At 44.6% G+C, this 18,532-nt stretch carries 14 protein-coding genes; 3 read left to right on the top strand and 11 right to left on the bottom strand.

The window, feature by feature from the left end; genetic code table 11:
- Positions 1-216 precede the first annotated feature (216 nt).
- Both BJR36_RS14950 and BJR36_RS14945 read left to right on the top strand, forming a co-directional pair.
- Entirely contained in the window at positions 217-1,188 is a 972-nt protein-coding gene (locus BJR36_RS14950) for an ABC transporter permease (protein WP_091235819.1), read from the top strand.
- A 1-nt stretch (position 1,189) separates the two neighbouring features.
- A complete protein-coding gene (locus tag BJR36_RS14945; RefSeq protein WP_091235818.1) occupies positions 1,190-1,984 on the top strand; it encodes an ABC transporter ATP-binding protein in 795 nt (264 codons plus the stop codon).
- A 124-nt stretch (positions 1,985-2,108) separates the two neighbouring features.
- Here BJR36_RS14945 and BJR36_RS14940 read toward each other — a convergent pair whose 3' ends face one another.
- From BJR36_RS14940 to BJR36_RS14905, 8 genes are all read right to left on the bottom strand, one after another.
- Positions 2,109-2,792, bottom strand: coding sequence for a DUF4956 domain-containing protein (locus tag BJR36_RS14940; RefSeq protein ID WP_091235817.1), 684 nt, complete (start codon positions 2,790-2,792; stop codon positions 2,109-2,111).
- Between the two features lie 34 nt (positions 2,793-2,826).
- Complete coding sequence (locus BJR36_RS14935) at positions 2,827-3,534, bottom strand: polyphosphate polymerase domain-containing protein (protein ID WP_091235815.1); 708 nt, start codon at positions 3,532-3,534, stop codon at positions 2,827-2,829.
- Positions 3,524-5,296 (bottom strand): CotH kinase family protein, encoded by a 1,773-nt coding sequence (locus tag BJR36_RS14930; protein ID WP_169823724.1) that lies wholly within the window; start codon positions 5,294-5,296, stop codon positions 3,524-3,526. The genes BJR36_RS14935 and BJR36_RS14930 overlap by 11 nt, the downstream gene beginning before the upstream one ends.
- Complete coding sequence (gene pelG / locus BJR36_RS14925; RefSeq protein ID WP_091235812.1) at positions 5,283-6,767, bottom strand: exopolysaccharide Pel transporter PelG; 1,485 nt, start codon at positions 6,765-6,767, stop codon at positions 5,283-5,285. Before pelG ends, BJR36_RS14930 begins: the two co-directional genes overlap by 14 nt.
- Complete coding sequence (gene pelF / locus BJR36_RS14920; RefSeq protein WP_091235826.1) at positions 6,768-8,168, bottom strand: GT4 family glycosyltransferase PelF; 1,401 nt, start codon at positions 8,166-8,168, stop codon at positions 6,768-6,770.
- 62 nt (positions 8,169-8,230) lie between these two features.
- Complete coding sequence (locus BJR36_RS14915) at positions 8,231-10,048, bottom strand: DUF2194 domain-containing protein (RefSeq protein WP_091235811.1); 1,818 nt, start codon at positions 10,046-10,048, stop codon at positions 8,231-8,233.
- 3 nt (positions 10,049-10,051) lie between these two features.
- On the bottom strand, positions 10,052-10,885 hold the full coding sequence (locus tag BJR36_RS14910; protein ID WP_169823723.1) for a tetratricopeptide repeat protein: 834 nt from the start codon (positions 10,883-10,885) through the stop codon (positions 10,052-10,054).
- Positions 10,886-10,963: 78 nt separating this feature from the next.
- A complete protein-coding gene (locus BJR36_RS14905) occupies positions 10,964-13,066 on the bottom strand; it encodes an NAD-dependent epimerase/dehydratase family protein (RefSeq protein ID WP_091235808.1) in 2,103 nt (700 codons plus the stop codon).
- Between the two features lie 396 nt (positions 13,067-13,462).
- Between BJR36_RS14905 and BJR36_RS14900 the strand changes: the two genes are divergently transcribed.
- The gene (locus BJR36_RS14900) at positions 13,463-13,948 is read left to right on the top strand and encodes a ferritin-like domain-containing protein (RefSeq protein ID WP_091235806.1); all 486 of its coding nucleotides are present in this window, start codon (positions 13,463-13,465) and stop codon (positions 13,946-13,948) included.
- A 177-nt stretch (positions 13,949-14,125) separates the two neighbouring features.
- Here BJR36_RS14900 and BJR36_RS14895 read toward each other — a convergent pair whose 3' ends face one another.
- The 3 genes from BJR36_RS14895 to BJR36_RS14885 all read right to left on the bottom strand — a co-directional run bounded on the left by BJR36_RS14895 (position 14,126) and on the right by BJR36_RS14885 (position 18,403).
- Entirely contained in the window at positions 14,126-15,124 is a 999-nt protein-coding gene (locus tag BJR36_RS14895) for a LacI family DNA-binding transcriptional regulator (protein ID WP_091235805.1), read from the bottom strand.
- Positions 15,125-15,373: 249 nt separating this feature from the next.
- Positions 15,374-16,981, bottom strand: coding sequence for a transposase (locus BJR36_RS14890; protein ID WP_091235804.1), 1,608 nt, complete (start codon positions 16,979-16,981; stop codon positions 15,374-15,376).
- Positions 16,982-17,356: 375 nt separating this feature from the next.
- A complete protein-coding gene (locus BJR36_RS14885) occupies positions 17,357-18,403 on the bottom strand; it encodes an AraC family transcriptional regulator (RefSeq protein ID WP_169823722.1) in 1,047 nt (348 codons plus the stop codon).
- Between the last annotated feature and the right edge of the window lie 129 nt (positions 18,404-18,532).

The raw sequence follows: 18,532 nt of genomic DNA, 5'->3' as shown, positions 1-18,532 counted from the left end.
ATTTGTCAAGTTTTTTCGGTGAAAAAGTGGGTGATTTTAAAAATAAAGGAGTTGAACCCCTTATAGAATAAGGGCTAGAGATTCCGAGAAAGTATATAGAATAACGGGGTGTCGTAATCTTTCGGCATCCCGTTATATGATTTCAACAATCAACCGCTCTATCGGTTTGTAAAACTGCTGAGCCACTTACTTCACTAAAATAAGGAGAAAAAAAGAATGAGTTATTTTGTTTCCCTCAATCCCCTCAATCTATTGAATGCCCTGCCCGGCTGCATCGCACAGGGCCTTATCTGGGGCATTATGGCGCTCGGCGTCTATGTCACCTTCCGTCTGCTGGATTTTGCCGACCTGACCGTCGACGGTTCTTTCGCAACCGGCGGTGCCATTACGGTTATGCTGACCTTGTCCGGTCTTCCAATCCCCGTCGCTTTATTGATCGCAGTGATCGCTGGTATGGCTGCCGGTACAGTCACAGGGCTGCTGCATACCGCTCTTGGAATCCCTCCGATCCTGGCGGGCATTCTGACTCAGATCGCCCTTTACTCCGTCAACCTGCACATTATGGGCATGGCTGCAAACCAGGCGATCAGCGTACAGAAGTATGATCTCCTGATTTCCCTGATGAATGTTTCAAAAGCAATTCTTGTGGGCAGCCTCTTCGCTGCCATCCTGATCGCAGTCCTTTACTGGTATTTCGGAACAGAACAGGGCAGCTCCATCAGGGCCACCGGCTGTAACCAGGCAATGAGCAAGGCAAACGGCATCAATATCAACTTCACAAAAGTATTGGCGCTGGCCCTTTCCAACGGCATCGTCTGCCTGGGAGGCGGTCTGATGGCCCAGTACCAGGGCTTTGCCGACATCAACATGGGCCGTGGTTCCATCGTCATCGGTCTGGCTGCCGTTATCATCGGCGAAGTGTTCGGTGACGCCTTACTCAGAAAACATATGAATTTTGCATTCCGCCTGATCTTTGTAGTACTCGGCGGTGTCATCTACTATATCGTCGTAGGCATCGTCCTCTGGCTGAAACTGAATTCCAATGATCTGAAACTGTTCACCGCAATCATCGTTGCTGTTTTCCTGGCGGTCCCTTACCTCCAGAGCAGACGGAAAAGCTCTTTTGCCCGCACTGCAAAGGCATCTGCGGCTGCCTTAAAAGCACTGAACAACAAGGAGGTACAGTAGTATGTTACAGATTATCGACGTTCACAAGACATTCAATCCCGGCACCATCAACGAGAAAGTCGCTCTGAATGGCGTCAACCTCCATCTGGATGCAGGTGATTTCTGCACCATCATCGGCGGCAACGGCGCAGGAAAATCCACCACTCTGAATGCTGTTGCAGGCGTCTGGCCGGTGGATCAGGGCATCATCCTCCTGGACAAGAAGAACATCACAGGACTGCCCGAGCATAAAAGGGCCGCTTACCTTGGCCGCGTTTTCCAGGACCCCATGACCGGAACAGCTGCCACAATGGAAATTCAGGAAAATCTTGCCCTGGCTGCACGCCGCGGCAAAAGCCGTACCCTGAGCTGGGGAATCCACAAACAGGAAAAGGATAAGTACCGCGAACTGCTGAAAATCCTGGATCTCGGACTGGAAGACCGTCTGACCTCCAAAGTAGGACTGCTCTCCGGCGGCCAGCGCCAGGCGCTTACCCTGCTGATGGCTACTCTGCAGCAGCCGAAGCTGCTGCTCCTGGACGAACATACCGCTGCACTGGATCCAAAAACCGCTGAAAAAGTACTCCGCGTAACGGATCAGGTGATTGCTGAAAACCACCTGACTGCACTGATGGTTACCCACAACATGAAGGACGCCATTGCCCACGGCAACCGTCTGATCATGATGCACGAGGGCCGGGTCATCCTGGACATCAAGGGCGAGGAAAAGAAAAAGCTCACCGTAGCCGATCTGATGCATCAGTTCGAAGTCGTTTCCGGAAAAGAGTTCGACAGCGACAAGGCTATTCTGGCTTAAGATATCATATCACCACCGTTGGAACGTGCGCCCGCCGGGCGCACATCATGAGAGGGGGCATTCCGCAACACACGGAATGCCCCCTCTCATATATACCGGGTCTGTCAATGCCACCCTTTTCTTTTTATCCATTATACTCCCCATTGTATTGTATCAGGGTCAGATCCCTGACCTGTGGAATTGATCGTATGGTCTCAGTAAAATGAAGATTATCCTGCCTGCCCGAAACCTGCACTGTCAATTCAATCTCATCGTTACGCATGGTCTTCGATTTCACAAAATATTTCATTTTCGCCAGCTTCCTGAAAATCTCATCGCCCGTTTCATCACCCGCATAATGGACGATCATGATAAAGATATTCCCTTTTTGACTGCCGTTACATAAAATCCAGATCATTCCAATTACAAAAACAGCCCCCATTGCAGCCAGTATGTACATGCTGGCGCCGATTGTGATCCCGGTAGTGATTGCCCAAAACATATAAAGCAGGTCTAGCGGCTCCTTTACGGCCGTACGGTAGCGCACTATGGATAATGCACCTACCATACCAAGGGAGATCACGATATTCGTGCTGATGGCCAGCGTGACCATACATGTCAGAACCGTCATTCCGACTAATGTTATGGCAAAGTTCCTGCTGAAAACCACTCCTTTGTAAAACTTCTTATAAATAAAGTAAATCAAAAAACCCATCAACAGGGCTGCAGTCATATCTATCAGAATCGTCAGTACGGTTCCCAGGCTGATTGTCTGGTTGTACATATCCGATTCCAGGATGGATTTCTTAATCATTTCTTCAACACTCATTACTTCCTGTTCCTCCATTTGTTTTTTCGCTTTTTCAGCTTATTATCCCATATTTTTTTTCATAGCATAGCACGTATTTGGATGCTGCCGTCAATTCACTGTTCTCCGGCGGCAGAATATTTCTGATGATCTGGGGAAGAAATTCGGTATATTTCACCTCCATAATCAGCTCTTCCGGAGTCAGGACCCCGATGGCAGGCAGGGACTTGTCGAACAGGTCATAGCTCAGCATTCCTGCCCGGACGTTCATATCAAAGGTGATCCTTACTGTGCCTGCCTCATATACATAGGGAATCCTTTCATAATCGACAATCACCTTCGGCCGCATGACGCTTGTCATGCATTCGGCATAAAACTCCCTGCAGAGGGCTTCCTCACGGCGTCTTAGAAAAACATAATCGCCTGCAAGTATCTTGTCAGCTTCCTCCCGGCTGAGATTCGCTGCTTCCTTACAGATATAATTGCCCTGTTTGCTCTTTTTCTCTAATTTGATCTGCCCGTCGCTGCAATTGTACACGCGGATCCTGTATTTTCTCCTGCTTGCGATTCCAGACATCTTTTCTTCATATGCGCTGTTCCAGATATCATCGAAATAGAGGCTCCTGATCATATACTGGCCGTTTACCGCATTGGTATCCAGGCTTACGATATCTGCAATCCTGGCAATGATCTTTGCCTTCTCCAGTTCACTGATGCGGAATTTGAGTTCATGGCGATAATTTGGACTATTCTCATTTTTCATAGGTATCCCCCTCTATGCTGCCGTCTTCCAGTACATAAAAGCATTTTATACCGTATTCAACTCCTTCATCAGTTCTGTAATAGTCAAAGGCGTGCTGCCTGTAACCAGATTCGTTTTCAGCCGTTATCCGTATGAAATACTGGCCCGGCTCCAGTCTGTCTGTCTGATATCCAGGAACTGCAATGCCTTCCTGTCTTATGACAGGGTTCTCAAAAGTATAGTCTTTCGCAAGTTCGAATGTATAGGTTATCATTTCATCATCAAAATCGTAAGCGTTATCCCACGAATAGAGAAACCCTCCGTCCTGCAATGTGGGAGCGCCGATATAAAAAGGCATGGGTGATTCCAGGCTCTCCTTATACAGCTGATAATTCTCTTCAATCTCTTTTGGCATTCCCTCACATACCTGAAGATATTCCTGATCTGTCAGTCTGCTTGTCATCTTATCGGGCAGCTGGTTCTTATATTCCCTGACCAGGGTGCTATACCCCGTTATCATCTCTGCCAGCTTCTCTTCTGCCAGCAATCCCCGGTACTCTTCGATTTTATCCTCCAGCTTCTGACGGTAGTCATCGGATTTCAGCACCCTCTGGATCAGTATATTACCCCAGTAATTGCTTACGCCATACTGCCACCCATTCTCGACTGCAGCATTATCCAGTTTCTCCTGCGTCAGCTTCAGCGCACCGTCGTTGTCCCAGGATATGAAATACCATTTATCCAGATTCGTGGGGCTGTACATCAGTGTGTTTCTTGACTGGGTGTCCGTATTTCCAACCAGGATATGGAATGCCATCCACGAGAAGAAGTTCTCTTCATCAAACCATTTTCCAAACACTTCCTCGACCGGTTTTGCATAGTTGTTGACGTCCTCCAGCATTTCTATTAATTTGCTGTGGTCGTCATTTCCTTTGCTCTCAAGAATTTCATTGAATGCCGCCTCATCATAACCGGCATCGCTTTTCAACTTGATCAGATCCTCGTATCTGTAGAATTCGAATACATTCAGCTTATAGAGATGACCGAAGCGGTCCAGCCCGTGATTTTCAAGGAATGTCTTATTGGGCTGTTCCACCTGCGTATACAGACCATAATCTACAAATCCCGTATCTGCCCCTGCTGTTTCATCCTTTACATACAAGTGCACGAACTGGGTCCTGAGGCTTATCATTCCCGGCAGCTCTTCCATCAGGTCATAGCAGAGTTTATTCCTGAAGCCGACTCCGTCATAGACATGCTTATTCAGGTTGATTGTCTGCTGCTCCCTCCACGCTCCCTTTCCATCTTTGATTTCGATTTTATAGGACTTCACCGCTGCTGCCGAGGATGACTGCCCGCGAATGCTGACGATCGCATTCGGAATCATGGCGCCATATCCCAGCTCTCCGGCAACCGGTCCGTTTTCGTTTCCTGCCTGAAGAATGCCCTCGACCTGATAGCGTTCAATGCCCAGATCCTCATAATAATAGACAGAGTGCCCGTTCAGCTCCTCCCATGTATGATTCGTATTTTCTGCTGCATTCCCCTGTCTCACCGTAAGATACATGGTGACGACGGACGTATCCTCATCATTCACATACAGCATGTCATTATCTTTGATGGCTGTACCTGCTGAAGATTCCTTTTTAACATAATCGGAGCCATTTGACTGGATCTGCGCCTTTTCATCGCTGCTGTCATCCATCACGAATGAACAGCCTGACAGAACGGCAGCACATGACAGCACACACAACAGCAGGCTGCATCCTTTATTTTTCCACACAGGCATTTTCTCCTTTCAAATATTTATTTTCATATCTTCGATCCAGATATTCACTCAGATCAGTAATAAACGTTCTTTTTTCCCGAAACACGACTGGCTGGCGGCAGAGAACATGGTACCCCAGCTTCTGCAGATAGCTGCCGAGCCTCAGCAAAGCATACACAGAGAAGGCAGCGCCTCCTGCCATAAAGCCAAACCCATAATACCGGATGCTTCCATTCATCAGAAGCACGGTCCCCAGGATGCTGAATGCCGCAAACAGCGTTCCGCTGACCAAAGCCCCCCTGTTATCGGCAAAATACAATTGTATGAGCATAATACAGTTCCCTATTGCATAAAAAGCATATCCGACACAGAGTACTCTGTAGATTCCCAATGTTTCGTCTGAAAAACTCATCGGAATCCTGGGCAGGAGAATGGTTCCTCCTATAATAAAGACAATGGTTGTAAACACCTGCTTCGTAAACGTGTATTCCAGCTCTTTTACGAGGGTCACCTTCATTTCCTCTTCAGCCTGCAGAATATCAGTCAGGGAACCGCCGTCATTAAAAAGACTGAAGCAGTTGCGGTATTTTGGATAAAAATTCACTTCCACTGAGGTTACAAAATTGATCGTCGTGATCAATATGGAAAGGAACGCAAACAATGCTGGAATATCATAGGACGGGGCCCCGTAAAAAGAGCCCTGGATCTGAATCCCTACGGGGCTGAACCACATCAGGACCAGATGGGCGAACAATCCTGATACCATAAGTATTCCCAGCACAGCCAGCGCCGGACAACGGTCGATCCATTTCAGAAAATGGAAGGAACTTCCTGCTCCTTTCGGGAAATACTGAAGCAGCAGCGAGTAGTACCATACCATCATAATGCCGTACCCTAATGTCATGGTGCATAAAAGGGAAGGAATGGGCGGCTGGCCGTTCACAATCAGAACATAGCCCGCCAGCAGCGCCGCTGACAGAGAGAAGAAGAAGGTCAGAAGAATATTCTGGTAATCCTTGATGGCAGTCAGGTAATTGATTTCAGTCCAGACCACGACCAGTTCCCCGAACAGAATCAGGCAGAGCAGCTGATCGGTTATCGAAATTCCTGCGTTCCAAAGGAAGATTCCGTAAAGAACGCTTCCGATTCCAAGCATGATGGAAACGCTGCCGTGAAAGCTCGGCATAACCAGTTCATTTTTCTCCTCATAAAGGGCATCTGCGATAAACCTGGTGGTCACCATGGAAAACATGCTTGACACCGCAAGGGATGCCAGAAGGGTATAGGTAATCATGCAGTTAAGCAGCTCCTGGCTATGTTCATCCGCGCCTCCATAGGCCGCTAAAATACGCACGCCAAGAAGCAGCAGGATGCCAAGAATCATGGGACCGGTACACACAATGCCTGCATATCCATATGCCTTCAAAAGAGCAAATATGCCCTTTTTTTGAAACAGTTTTTTCAGTTCAAATCCAATGCCTGCCATCTATACCACCTCTTTATACAATTCTTTATAACGGCTCATGCTGCTCTCGTGGGTATAATATCTGCGGACCCTCTCCTGACCCGCTTCACCCATGTTCATTCTCATATTTTCGTCCGTTGCCATCCGGTACATGGCATGGGTAAGTGCCTCCTTATTCATTGGCGCCACACATATTCCCGCCGCTCCTATGGCATCTTCGCGGCTTCCGTCGATCAGTTCCCTGCAGCACCCCACATCTGTCACTACGCATGGCCTTTTTGCTGCGAAAGATTCCAGAACTGACAGCGGCTGCCCTTCTGATATGCTTGTAAGAATTGTAAAATCAAATTTCTCCATATATTCGATTACATTCACAACTCCGGTAAATATTATGTCTTCTGTTCCCAGCTGCTGTACCAGCTGCCTGCATTCTGTGAAATATTCTTCATCATCCACATCCCCCATGATATGAAGCCTGGACTCTGGCAGGGAAATCTTCAGTTCTGCGAACGCATAAATCATGGTCTTGATATCCTTTATTTTGGCAATACGCACTACTGCTCCTATATCGATATATCCATCCTTTTTTTTCACAGGAATTCCCGAAAACCTGTCATAATGGACGCCGTTAGGCAGTACCCTTAATTTTTGCGGATTGCAGCCCAGATCCTCCTGAATCCGGTTCGCCCTCTCAAAAAGGGCAGTGATTACATCTGCATGGCTATAGGCGCAGTCCGAGAAGGTATAAAACAGATCAATCCATTGCTGCTTATAATATGGAATCACCCATTTTGCACGGAGGATTTCTTCCTCACGCTCTCTCGTATAAATACCATGCTCCGTAAGTATAAACGGCTTTCCATACTTCCATTTTCCCATGCTGCCAAGCAGTCCGCTATAGCCGGTTGCGGTCGCATGATAAATATCTGCTTCGGGAACTTCTTTTGTCATCAGGAACAGTTCCGGAAGCAGCATAGAACGGACAGTATGAAAAAAATCCGAAAATGCTGCGAACGGATATTTTTTCAGACATATGTTTTCTAATATATTCCAAAATTCAAGGCTCGTCATAAGCGCCATGGGTTTCATCCGCTTATTCTGAAAAAGTTCAAACAAGGTATCCCAGTTCAGGCTTCTGCACTCCAGAAGCTTTTCAAGTTCCTCTGCTTCACATTCCCTGAGCTTCACTTTATTTCTTCCGGATGCCTTCATTTTCAACGCATCATCCAGAAATACCTCATGTATTTCCGTGACATTCCCGGGTATCTGGAATTTAAACTTTCCTCTTTCCTCTGCTTTTGCGGCAATGCACCACAATATGAATTCCACATCCGGCATTGCCTGAATATATTGATGGGTCCAGCTGGACACACCCCCGTAAACATATGGATAGCTTCCTTCTAATATCAAACAAACCTTCAAATTATTCCTCCCGTTCCCGAGTCTGCCTCCTGCCATGCTGCAGTGATCCTTCTGTTTCAGCCTCACCAGGTAATGGTAACCTCATCCTGAAGCGCATGTATCAGATACAGATTCCCTTCTATATGTTCATATTCTCCGCCATCAATGGTGCCAATCCTGCCCTGGTTAAGACGCAGCATCAGATACGCTTCCTTTGAAAATCCACCTAGCTCGATATGCAGCTCACGATCGCCATAGGATTGTTTCACCGACAGCTTGTCATACTGTTCGACCGCCTGTCCCATCTGGCTTCCTGTAACGTTCCTGATGTCCGGTGCTGAGTCGCCGATCCAGCCCAGATAATCCTCGAACCTCCTGCTCAACTCTTCCCATCCCAGATCAGCGCCCCTCTCTGCATCCAGTGCATCATCCTGATGCAGGAAATGGGACTGCACATAGTGAAAATTCAGTTCTGAAAAGGCCGCCAGCTCCATATAGCTATCAATAATACATCCTGAGACAATTCTTGGCGTATCAATCAGGCCGTCCTCTCCAACCCCGAATTCCTGTATGTATTCACAACCACCGGCTGATGGCAGATAGACACTGGATATGGTCGTGATATCCGGAAAATAGTCTGCAATCATCTTCCGCCCCTCTTCCGACAGGATATTGGACGGCGGTACATAAACCGAAAATTTTTCATATGGAAACAGCTCCTGTGAAAATCTTAACAGTTCTTCCAATGAAGCTTTCATCTCATCTTCATCTGGCCACAGCCTGTAACCGTCATAAAGCCCAAGATAATTAAACCCTTCCATACAAAGGGGCATATGATTATAGCCGTGAAGACCTAATTCTCCACCGTTGTTCAAAAGCAGATTACCATATAATTCAAATTTTTCTGACTCCGCCTGCTCTTCGAATGGTCCCTTTACCCGATCCGAGTAAGTTTCTACAATCATTCCGGTATGGACGATGCCGTATTTTTCTTCCCACTCCAGCACTGTCGGCAGCCAGATATTCATATAAAAATCCTTGATGCTTGTCTGGTAATCCTTTGTGATGTACTCGTTCTGTCCGTCAGGAACCGGTGCCGGGAAATCATCAATATAGTAGGCCGATGCATTAATAACCGGATATGCAAAAGCGTCCTGGAGCAGGCTATATGCCGCCGTCAGAAAGCCTCTGTTAATCTTTCCGGTTTCACCCATATTCATAACTACGAATCTGCCTTCTCCATACTCTCTCTCCCACAGAAGCGGAACACCACTGTCTGCCGAATCAACCAGCACCTTACATTCGTCATCAAGCTGTACAACAATGGCATACCCGGTGCTTTCTCCAAAATCGAAGTCCCTGCCGCCTCCAATCATAAATCCATCTTCAACATGAATTTTCGAAACTGTCGTAAACCCATTTCCCCCTTCACTGATCCCCATTTTTCCAGACAGAATCTGAAAGTAGCTATTTGGCTCATAGGTATCCGTATTCATAAGTCTTCCGCCATTTTTTACCCAATCGCTTATCTTGACGATATCCTCTTTCAGATGTGACAGATCTGAAACTGCAAGTACCACCGTCTGATATGGTCCCAATTCCGGGAGGGTCTCCTTTTCCAGATCCACAACATCATAGCCTACCGACAGGCTCTCAAGGATATAGGACATGCTTTCCTCAAATACAACGCTGGTCTCAACTGCCGAATCCATGATAAGCAGACAGTCCTTCCCTGCATCGACAGCGCCCGAATAGACGGTAGTTTCTTCCATTTCCGTTTTTACACTTTGAATATCCTGCTTCTCCCCGCCTGCAATTCCCTTTCTTTCAGCAAGAAGGACCAGCCCGCAGATTGCCAGCGCAAGCAGTGACCATATAATTTTAAAGGAATTCGTTTTCATGATTTAATTCACCTCTGCGTTCCAAAAGCCGAACCATTCTTTCCCTTTTCTTGACAGATATATTTTGTTTTCCTGGATTTCCTTAAAAAGTTGCCTGATTTCGACTCCTTTACCAGAATTCCTGTAATAATTCAAATAAAGCATATATATCTTTTCTTCCTCGGGCCATCTGGCCTTCGCAGTCTTCAGCATCCCTTCAATTCCGGCATACTGGCCTGCTGCAAGTTCATTTTCTATAAACAGCAGGTATATCCTCTTTTCATCGGGAGCTCCTTCAAGCGCTTTCTCTAAGGCCTTTTTCAGTTTGCTTCTCTGTATTAAAAGTATGTTTCCGGAAATCAGCCCGGAATCTATATAATTCTGAAGCAGATTTATATAACCCTCCAGAAGCTCCCAGTCTTCCGGACATTTTTTCAACTGTAAATAGCTTTTCCTAATTTGCTTTTCAAAATCGCTTTGTATCTCCATAATCGTCGTAGTCGCATAATGGGTCAATTCCGTGTCATCGCTTAAACTTACCCTTTTCAGCATATGCACATACTCATTCGGATTCTTATGCAGGATATCGAGCATCAGGGAGCGACGTGTTTTTGCATCATTGATCAGCATGGCCTCTTCTAAAGGAACCGTTACCGTTTTCTTTTCAGTCTTTTCCACCTCAATCCGCCTGTATTTCTGGTCTCTCAGGTTCAGCTTTTCGATGCCGACCGTCTTTGTTCCCATTTTTTTTCTTCTTATGATGCACTCTTCAATCAGCAATGCGCAGAACCCCCAGAATGGAATCAGGACCACCATCGGCATAATTAGACTGCCGGTATGAAATATTCTTTTTCTCATAAATATATATACGAGAATGCATATGAACATATGCATTCCAAAAATCAGCCACAAAGTCATACTATTCCCTTCAACCAGTTAAGAATGAACCAGTTCAAACTGGATTTGATTTTTTTGAAGCCTCTCTGCAATGACAGAAAGATAGCCGCTGTTCGTTTGGGAAAGGATCAGATATACCTGCTCATCTTCCCCTAATCCGATGATATCATTATCCCTTACCATCTTCGAAACCGTATCGCTTAATTCCGTTAATTTTCTGCCCGTATTAAAAAGTCTGATCAGCAGATATTCCGATATTTCCTTTTCCTTCATCTGCCGCTTCACTTCCAGCACCTTCTGGAAATGTTCTTTCCTGAGTATCCTGGTATTAGGAATCATGGTTCCGCATTCTGCCTGTTCCCTTCTCTCAATGGCCCTGATCAGAGAATTCTTGATCAGCCCGGAAACTATTTTGAACCTGTTTGAAAAGTCGAGGTTCATCTGCCTGTCCTCCGCATACTGCAGACATATCAGGCCTGCTATTTTTTTATTATGGGTGATTGCGATCGCATAGGCTGGATAATCAGGCAGACATTTTGTATTTATCCACGTTTTATCCGCATTCAGCCTGTCCATCATTTCCGGATAATCAGAAATCCTGACAGACTTCTGCAATACGGTATGAAGAGCCTTTGAGCAGACATTCAGTCTGGCATAATCACTGTCTTCCTTAACGGAATAGATTGCTACATAACAATTCTCCAGAACGTCCTCCAGAACTTGAACGGCTTCGTAGAATATCTGTTCCGGAATGGTGGATTCCAGTTTTTTCGTCACCTCATAAATTCTTCCATAACTGTTTTTATACCCGATAATCTGGCTGTTGAATGCATCCTTATTTTCCAATGCCTTCATATATAATTCACTGAGAAATATATATTTCTGTTCCAAAACCTCCTGCTCCTGCTTTAAAAATCTGATGGCATCATTGCTTTTATCGCTTGTATATCCGGAAACGGAACCTGCCAGAAAATAAGCCGCAAAAGGCAGCCAGTTCTGCACGTTATAGAAGACGATCTGCCATTGCAGTTCAACCGTTGCACTGAAAACATAACCGATACATGCAGCTGCAGCGGCCAGCATACCGATATCCAGCCCCCTCAGAACCCCCATTACTACAACGAAAATGAGCCGGAAATCCAAAAAACCAATCTGCGCATTATCTGCTGTCCAATAATCCAGGTATGTTGTAAGCGCAAAAAAGAAAATCAGCTCAATAGATACTGACAGCACATCCTTTACTTTCGTATTCGCTCCAAATAAAAAACTCTTTCTCTTCTTGTACTGGCTTCTGCATGATGCAATCATTCCCGGAAGCTGCTCATCCAGGCTGCCAACAGGAAACCATCCGTATTTTTGCCTTGCTTCCGGTCCCTTAGCATATTGTGGTATGGCAATTCTTTTATGAATATAGCTCACCTCTATATCAGCTACGTGACTCCTGATCATTTCTGACAGCTGATGATAAGTCATTCCATTTCTTCCAGCAATGTTCATCTCCAGATATCCTTTAGGCGGATCGTCCAGTATCCTGTCCAGCAAGATGCCAAGGTCTTCATCCCAGAGAAAATCCACCTCATCATCCGGATTTCCCGGGAACGCAATCTTCTTCTCAAGGACAGCTGCATTTACCCATATTCCCAATTGGGAAAACAGATGCGGCTTCACATTCATCTCCGTGTTATATATATAGGGTACTCTGACCAGCGTAAGATTGATGCCGTATTCCTTTGACGAATTCCGGCACAGGCTTTCACAGGCCTGCTGCAGGATGAATCTGCTGCTATTGCTGTTGTTTTCATGCGTTCCCTCTTCAAAATCATTGTCAGTAATATAGATAAAATTCGTCACTTTATTCTGTCTGCAGAGATAAAGAGTATTTTCAAGATTTTCAAGTTCGTCAAAGGCCTTGATTGCCCCATCTATCGTATTCGATATATAAATGACTGTTTTAAAACTATAAGTTTTGAAGATATTCTTAAATTCGGCTTCATCAATGTTATAATCGTATGGCGTCACGCTCAGATTGCCGAAATCCTTAATGCCGCTCTTTCCACATACAACGATCTTATGGTTCTGATCAATTTTTCGAAAAAAGCCACTTGCCATAGGTGATAAATTTCCAGTAAATAAGATGCCCATATTCCTGTTTTCTCCTTTTGGACTTACCTGAATAATAACGCTTCAGAACTTCGTCCTTCCTGATCTGATAAGACACTATTTTTGTATTTATTCAATCAAACATATACAAACAAAAAAACACACACAAATATTAGTTATTTTATCACTTATGTTATTATTTAACAATCAAATTCAACAACTCTTTTTTCCTATTCTTTGCATTTCCCAGGTCCTTGCACAAATGACTGAACTCCTCTCTGCATATCTGGCTATAATCATCAAAAACCATAATTTTTCATTTAAATATCCTGTTCTTATGCTATAATATAAGCAGAAACGGGGCTTCGAACAGGCCGGATCATCAGACGCCTGATTACAGATTGCTGGCGTTGCATAAACGAAAAGGAGGATTTTTCTATGAACACATTGGAATTTGCAATTCAAATGGAACTTGATGGTGAAAAATACTACCGTGAACAGGCAGAACTTAACAAAGGTACCCATTTAAATTCAGTCTGCAATCTGATGGCAGATGAAGAGAAGACGCACGCTGAAATCCTGGAAGGCAAAAAAAGCAACCTTGCCTATGAACTCCCGGATTCCAAACTGCCTGCCGATGCAAAAAACGTTTTTGCTGACGCAAAAGACATTGAAGTTAGCGGCAAACAGCATGCTCAGCTGCTTTTCTACCGGACAGCTGCCGAAATGGAAAAGAAGAGCATCGATCTGTACAGCGAATTCCTGGCAGGCGCTTCTACGGATGATGAGAAGAAGCTGTTCGAATACCTGGTCCAGCAGGAAACGAAGCATTTGGAGCTCATAGAAGAATTGGACCGCCTGCTCACCCATGCTGAAGACTGGATTGAATCTCCGGAATTCGGAAGACGGGAAGACGAATATTGAAAAAAAGGGGAACTGTTCAGATCATCTGTGACTATGAAGGACGTAGTCCTGAATAGTTACAACAAAGGATTGCTATCTGCCTTGCGGCAGATAGCAATCCTTTTTCTTTCAAACAAACCATATTCCTGTTTTCTATAATTTACTATTCTTTCATAAGTTCAATACATATTCCGTTTGTTACGTCGTTTCCCGCTCCACCAGCGAAGCATCAAATACTACATGCTGCCGGTTCGGCTGATGGTCCGCATCTGCATCGATGTGCTCCACAATCATTCCCGTAAGCCGGACCCCCATCTCTTTAGCCGGCATTTCCATGGAAGTCATTGTTGTTTCCATCATACTTCCGATAGAATGTCCCGTAAGGCTCATTACCTTGATCTCATCCGGAATCTTTATTTTTCTTTCTTTCAGGGCCCTTATCACGCCTAATCCCTGAAGATCCGCTGCAACGATAATCGCGTCGAGCTCCGGATCTTTCTCCAGCAGTTTCGCCACGCCGGCATATCCATCCTGGAAGTAGTCCCCCAGATGCTGCGTCGATTCTGTCACCATCTCTTCGCATCCGCATTCTTTCATTGCCCTGTGATATCCCCTGTATCTCTCCTTATAAGGTATGATATCCATAGGTCCGTTTATGAATCCGATATGCCTGCAGCCCTTTGCATACAAGTATTTTACGCCCTCATAGCCGCATGCATCATAATCCGCCACCACGCTGCTGAATTCCTTATCCTGCTTTCTGACCATCTGGACGACTGCAATGCCTGAAGCACTAATATCCCGCAGGAGCCTCATATTCTGTCCTGTGGACGCAATGATGATCCCGTCCACCAGGCCATTACGGAAGCGGTTCAGGCATTCCTCCTCGGAATCCGGATTGTCATTGGTATTGCAGATCATGATGCTGTATCCCAGTTTACGCGCCTCGAGTTCTATCCCCTGTACAATTTCACTGAAAATCGAAAAGTTGATACCCGGAACCACGACGCCGATCGCATTCCGTTTGCCCTGCCGCAGGCTTTTCGCAATCAGGTTTGGTTTATAGCTGAGCCGCTCCACCGCTGCATAGATCTTTTTCTTAGTCTCCGGATGGACGTAAGAGGTATTGTTCAACGCCCTGGATACGGTGCTGACATCCACGCATGCCAGCTTTGCAACATCTTTTAAAGTAGCCATCTTTGCACTTCCCCTCTTCCACATACAATTTTATGCAATTTATATGCAATCGTTTGCATCTATCTCAGTTATACCATATTCCGCTGCATTTTTCAAACCTTAATATTGATGATGTTGGGGTCAATTAAGGATTTTTATTCCCCCAATACTTTAGCACCTTGAAAATTTCACACATATTTTTCAAAAGAACATTACTTAAAAAGGATAAATCGTTAATCATCCACTAAATAAGCCTGTTTTTTTATTATATCAGCTGGCTAACAATGAATTTTGCGCATAGTGTCCCAAGCCATTTCGGAAAGTAAATAGCTTACGTACATTCAATGCTGCAATTTTGCATCCAAAGAAAAATCTACTCCGGATTTTTCCGCGGACAGACATTCGATCTACCTGATACTGACTTCTCAAAATAGAAGGAATGGTCTCAACCCCGTTGCGTAGTCGGGCGAGTGCTTTAAGTTCATCAGTTTTCATGTAACGACGTGTTTTAGCACGATATTGTGCTGTAGCAGATATATCCACTGAACAGACATTTTTATATATTTTAACTCTGCATTCATTCTTATGTGGACAGTTGAGACAAAGTTCTTTTAAAAAGGAAGCATGCACATGCCCATTACTACTAGAACAGCAACAGCTTTTCGGAGAATATCCAGCCGGGCATTTCATAATTAGGGTGCCCTCTTTATTCATTTCGAAATCAGCATAAATATCTGGTACATCTCTTCCGGTTAAATCAGTTGTAACCAATCGGATATTTTTAGCGGCTGCCAGACTTGTGTTCTCTGCTCCGCTATACGCGCCATCTGTAACAAGGATTGTAGTTTCCTTTTGTAGTTCTGTTTGTTGTAAATTATCTTTAAGAAACTGACTGTCACTATAAGTATTTTGTTCGAATTGGTAATCCGTAACTACAGAACCATTTTCGCCGACGGATTCTTCAAAGTTTGCCACGTAGCCGCGATATTTCTTACCGGCTTTTTCGCGATATGTTGCATCTGGATCAGTTGGATTTTGAAGCATGGATGAAGAAAATCCACCATCTTCTTTGTTACGAAGCCTTCGTACTGAATTCTCAACGACTGTTTGTTCAGAAAGGCATCTTATTAAAAGTTGATATTCGGTAATCGTATCATAGTCAGAATTGCATAACTTCAATAGTTTATCTGCATCACGGAGAATAGCATTGGTGCGCTCATCCGTCCCAGTGCTGTCATTGTAGTAAAATGTTTGATTGAAATCATTTGGATTATAGTAATGCTCCAAACCTTCCAGAATATCATCTCTGTTTTCCTTGTGAATGTATGCTACAAGTTTTGCTACACAGGTATAAAGTAGCTCTGCACGGCTAAGATTTTTGATGTTTGCTTCAATCATCAGAGAATCCATTCGCTTAATATGGGAATTTATATTCATCATCTTAGCAATCTTACCGCTTAAATCGGCTACACATTCATGCAATAAGTCAATCCCATAAGCAGACTCGTAATCATAGCAGCGTTTTCTAAAACGAGAAAGTGTTTTATCACTCAGAGGCTGTTCTTCATAACTGGTTGTATGCAATGCATACTGATATCTTGGGTCAAGCATTAGATTTTCTACAACTTCATCATCGGAAATTTGGAACAGTTCCTTAATAATAAGTGCGCCAACGCTGACATTCACTGGTGTATTGGATCGGCATTGGGTTCTGGTTGAGTAAAGCACACGAAAACGTCCTTCATCTATAAATGGAAAAATCTCTTCCGCAAAGATTTTGGCCCATGAGTTTTCCAATACTTTTTTCTCACGAGCTGTTAATATATTTGTGATATCCGCTAATGAGTATTGTTGTGAACTATTGGTATGGAATGCCATAAAACACCGCCTTTCTGATATATCCATTATAACAGAAAGCGTCAAAAATATATGTGTGTAATTTTCAAGGTACTAAAGAGGGGCTATTTGACCCCAACATCATATTGATTAGAGCGTCAAAAGCACATCATGAACCTCGGCTTCGTCAATTTGCACATCCGCCACCTGACACGCAGTGATACAAAACATTGTTTAATGAGCAGCTTTATGAAGACGTTGGTATTTGGGCCGCGTATTCTGCGGCCCTACGTACCACTACGTCTTCATCTAAGCGAGAGCGCGCTGCGAATGAACATGTTTTGCATCACGTCCTCATTGTTTAAACTTGTGCGAATTGACGAATACTATTTTGTAAATGGGCTTTTGACACTCCACTCAATGTTGAAAATCAGCGGCTTTCCTTCTATACTCACTTGGCGAACAGCCATGGAATTTCCCAAAGGCTCTGTAAAAACTGCTGGCATTTCCATAACCAACCAGTTCTGCAATTTTTTCTGCACTCAGGGACGTCGTAGCAAGATATCCGGCAGCGTTGTGCATTCTCAAATCAAGCAGCACTTCTGAAAAGTTACGGTTCGTAGCCGCATAGATAATGCGTGTCAGCTGGCGTTCGCTGTAGTTGAACTGTTCTGCCAGATCCTTCAATGTGACTGTGTGATAATGATTCTGTATATAGGAAAAAATTTCTCCAAAACAGGGATTCCAATGGAACGACGCATCCGAAGGCAGGTATACCTCATTTTTATAGCTGCGCAGCAGCTGGATGAAAAACATGCTCATTATGGAGTTCATCATCTGAGGACTGTATATGTCGCCACTCTGGTATTCCTTATAGATCTCGTACAGCAATGACTGAATCCCTCCGTCTTCCCGGGTTTCAAAATGGAGATAGGACTTGCCGCCTTCTCCGTTTAGCGCTTTCTTGAAAAAGGCAGACATCAGGTTCTGGTCCGTCAGATTGTTCCAGAACACCATATTGAAGGTACTGGTGCGAATCATATAATAGAACAGGACACAATCGTCGCTGTAGCATGGGCTGGCATGGCGGGTTGCAGGCGAGAGCAGGACAATGGTCCCCGGACCCATTGTAATCACTTCATTTTCAAAATGCAGTTCGCAGCTTCCTGTAAAAACATAGTAGAGCTCAAAGTAATCGTTAGTATGCCAGTGGGCCGGCATATATCGGAGCATTCGTCCTACAGAAATATCGAATTTCTGAGGTATAAACGTTTTTTCCTGCTGGCAGTTTCTGATGTCACTGTCAATCCAGCTCCAATGCTCATTCTCTTTATTCTGGAATTCTTTTCTCGTAGCGAAATATTCCCCGAGAAACACAGACAGTTCAGAAGAAGTCAGAATTCGATCCTTCCATTCCGGATGAGAATCTGTGTAGTTTTTTAACGAATATTCAAATTCTGTCATTGGCAGATGTAATAACTCGTCTATATTGTGCAATTGGATCGCCCTCCATTTATTCTGAAAAATCCGCAGGTGTCAGGGTGCAAAATACCTTTTGACACCACCGCATTATAACTGCATGTCCGATGCTGC

This window comes from Anaerobium acetethylicum, from assembly GCF_900096945.1.
Taxonomy (GTDB): Bacteria; Bacillota; Clostridia; order Lachnospirales; family Lachnospiraceae; genus Anaerobium; species Anaerobium acetethylicum.
Note: the sequence above shows the minus strand (reverse complement) of the source record. Positions and strands in the feature narration are given on the sequence as shown.